Annotated in this window: 5 protein-coding genes; all 5 read left to right on the top strand. The window is 45.1% G+C overall.

Going from position 1 to position 2,802, the window contains the following annotated elements; translation table 11 throughout:
* Positions 1-698, top strand: a 698-nt coding sequence (locus CKW15_RS27700; protein WP_143498534.1) for an RHS repeat-associated core domain-containing protein, incomplete at its 5' end; no start/stop codon positions are given.
* Between the two features lie 16 nt (positions 699-714).
* On the top strand, positions 715-1,065 hold the full coding sequence (locus tag CKW15_RS27695) for a hypothetical protein (protein WP_256580356.1): 351 nt from the start codon (positions 715-717) through the stop codon (positions 1,063-1,065).
* Between the two features lie 126 nt (positions 1,066-1,191).
* Entirely contained in the window at positions 1,192-1,398 is a 207-nt protein-coding gene (locus CKW15_RS29240) for an HNH/endonuclease VII fold putative polymorphic toxin (RefSeq protein WP_095059351.1), read from the top strand.
* A gap of 16 nt (positions 1,399-1,414) precedes the next feature.
* Complete coding sequence (locus tag CKW15_RS29235; protein ID WP_095059349.1) at positions 1,415-1,795, top strand: Imm50 family immunity protein; 381 nt, start codon at positions 1,415-1,417, stop codon at positions 1,793-1,795.
* A gap of 436 nt (positions 1,796-2,231) precedes the next feature.
* Entirely contained in the window at positions 2,232-2,594 is a 363-nt protein-coding gene (locus CKW15_RS27680; RefSeq protein ID WP_256583285.1) for a hypothetical protein, read from the top strand.
* The last annotated feature ends 208 nt before the right edge of the window (positions 2,595-2,802 follow it).

The following is a 2,802-nucleotide window of genomic DNA, read 5'->3' as shown; positions in this document are numbered from 1 at the left end:
AAATCGTCTGGTCGGCGCAGTACAGCGCCTACGGCAAAGTCAGCCAACTGACTCATGGCGGCGGCGAGCAACTGGAACAACCGCTGCGTTTTCAGGGGCAGTACTTCGACGCGGAAAGCGGCCTGCATTACAACCGGCATCGGTATTACCACCCGGACATCGGGCGTTATCTGACGCCGGATCCGCTGAAGCTGGCGGGTGGGTTGAATTCGTATCAGTACACGCGGAACCCGACGGGGTGGGTGGATCCGTTGGGGTTGAGCGGGAACTGTCCGGGGGCGAGTAAGCCGGGATGTTCGGTGCCGGATGAGCTGGGTGGGGCTAAGGTTGATGAAGGGGGGGGCGCGCAGCCGAAACCAAAAGCCCGTCCCCAAGATTTTGGTAGTGAAGAGAAACTTATTGGTCATTATAAAAAACACGGAGCTGAGTTCAGTGCTATGAGCAAAGAAGAGTATTTGTTGATAGCTCGTGACGTAGTAAATCAGGGCGCACGTGTGGAATATCAGTACAAAGGGGAGGTACGATTCGGGTATTTGCAGCTCATGGGAAATAATAGAAGGGGAGAGTCGAAATTTGCATTTGTTGGAACTAATAGCACCCAAGAGATTACGACGTTGCATACGAAAAGCGGGAAAGAGACCTGGAGAACATTGAATGGAGATGTGCGCGATAAAGTAGTGAGGCCGAAAAATGACTAGGAGGTATGTAGCGCTTGTGGTTTCGATTGACGAAATCGTCGAAGAAGAAGTCGTTCTCCTTATTGAAGACGTTGAGGTAAAGTGTTTTCTGAACTACTGCCCATCAAAAATTGAAGTGGGAAAGCAATACGAAGTCGAGTTGGAAATGGTGCTTCCGGACGAGGGCTTTGTTGTCGCAGCGGAGAAGCAAAAGCACACACTTGAAATGATCGGTGAAGGATTTTCATGCGTTCTATTTGGCTACTTGGACGGTAGTGTTTTTCGTTCGTTTGTTGACTTCGAGGATCAAGAAATTCACTTCGAGTATCCAGAACTAAATGAGCAGTACGTAAAAATTGCGGTGGATAGAATTGATGTGTCGTTCTGACGGATGTACGAAATTTCCGGGCAAGGTCTTCGGGAGATTCCTTGTGGGATGATATGAGTGGTAGGGCTAAACAGGTAGGCTATGTCAATTTTACGGACATGAGCGGTAAAAGTATTTTGAATAGCCATGGCGTGCCAATTAAAACCAGGCAATATAAATTTCACCCGAGGTGACGGGCTTGTCCTTATATTGCAGGATCATACTGCGGGCCATAAATTTTGTGCGAAAAATAATGAGGGTGATCAGGGGGCTCACTTCAATGTTCGGCCAGTTGGTGATGTTAGACACGGCAAGGTTAAGGGCACAAAGGAGCACTACCCATTTGGGAGGTAAGTGGTGAAATACTGGAATGATTTCGAAGGTAGTACTTTTTAATATGGTGTTTGGCGGGTTGATTGAGGTCGGTGAAATAAAATTGGTTTCAATGGTCATGGATAATGTTGGGTCAACGGTGACTTTGTCATTTAATATAAAAGAATTACCCGACAAACCCCCTCTAAAGTGGAGGTCAATAGAGTATAATGCTTGCCGTATTGGATTTGCGTGCGATGAGGTGAGTGAAATAAATGTGAAAAACCTCCCGGCAACTTCACTGATGAAAGTGAACATTGAACGGTATGATTCTCGGTTTCGAATATCGGTAGTGGCGGGAAATTCATCGATAGATTTTACTGCCGCTTACTTGAGGCTTGGTGATCCATCTGTTTACTTTGCTGATCATGTTTTTTGATATTTAAGGTGTTCTAGTTGTTGGTGCGTAGTTTGTTGCGAAACCCTACAGTTAATAAGCTGATATGGCTTGTGAGGTCTATTGTTTGATATGTTGACTTTGGGGTGATAGATGATTGATTTGACGTTTATCACTGGGGCAATTTTTTATGGTGAACTGTCTTTATTGAGAAGTGGCGGTTTGTTAGTATGTGTTGATTTTGAAAGAGGATGTGTTGCAAGCTGCGTATTTGTCATCAGTGCATGCTAGATGTCAGTGGGAATCCTTCCTCTGGTGTGGGTGGGGTTTTCAGATAAGGTTAATTAAGAACTATGATTGGGGCATTTAAAAGGCTGCCGTAATTGCACTGCTCATTTAGGAGTGAATTACTGCGCATAATAAAATTAATAGATTTTTAACTGGGTGCGGTGAATATTATAAGATGGTTAGGAAGTATGTGGCGCTTTTGCTGTCGGTTCACGAGTTCGTCGAAGAGGAAGTCGTTTTGCTCATTGGAAACGTCGTAGCCAAATGCTTTCTGAGTTACAGCCCATCAAAAATAGAGGTAGGAAAGCAATACGAAGTCGAATTCGAAATGATGCTTCCGGTCAAGACTCTTGTCATCCTTGCTGAAGAGACAAAGCTGGCAGTTGAAATGATTGGTGGCGGGTTTTCGTGTGTTCTTTTCGGGTATTTGGATGGTGGCCTCTTTCGCTCGTTTGTTGATTTCGACGATCAAGATATCCACTACGATTATCCAGAATTCAATGAACAATACGTAAGGATTACAGTGGAAAGAGTTAATGTGATTTTTGATTGATGTCTGATATTTCTGGGTAAGATGTTCGGAAGGCTCTTTCAAAACGTGCCGGTCTCTATGAAAACTGCATATGCGAACTTTGGTAAGCGCTCCATGAAGCCCACATTCCAAGCCGAAATCTGATACCCGATGCTGTACTCCCAATTTCTTTCCGGAGCCAGCCCGTCATGATGCGACCCGACGCCAAAGTCGAAAAAGTGTATCTCTA

Source organism: Pseudomonas sp. Irchel s3b5, assembly GCF_900187435.1.
Classification (GTDB): domain Bacteria; phylum Pseudomonadota; class Gammaproteobacteria; order Pseudomonadales; family Pseudomonadaceae; genus Aquipseudomonas.
The sequence above is the reverse complement of the archived record's forward strand: the minus strand, read 5'-3'. Positions and strand labels throughout refer to the sequence as shown.

Bases quoted from the DNA above. Each gene is read 5' to 3' on its own strand.
- CKW15_RS29235 (WP_095059349.1), top strand. From the start codon at position 1,415: ATGATTTCGAAGGTAGTACTTTTTAATATGGTGTTTGGCGGGTTGATT.
- CKW15_RS29240 (WP_095059351.1), top strand. From the start codon at position 1,192: ATGGCGTGCCAATTAAAACCAGGCAATATAAATTTCACCCGAGGTGAC.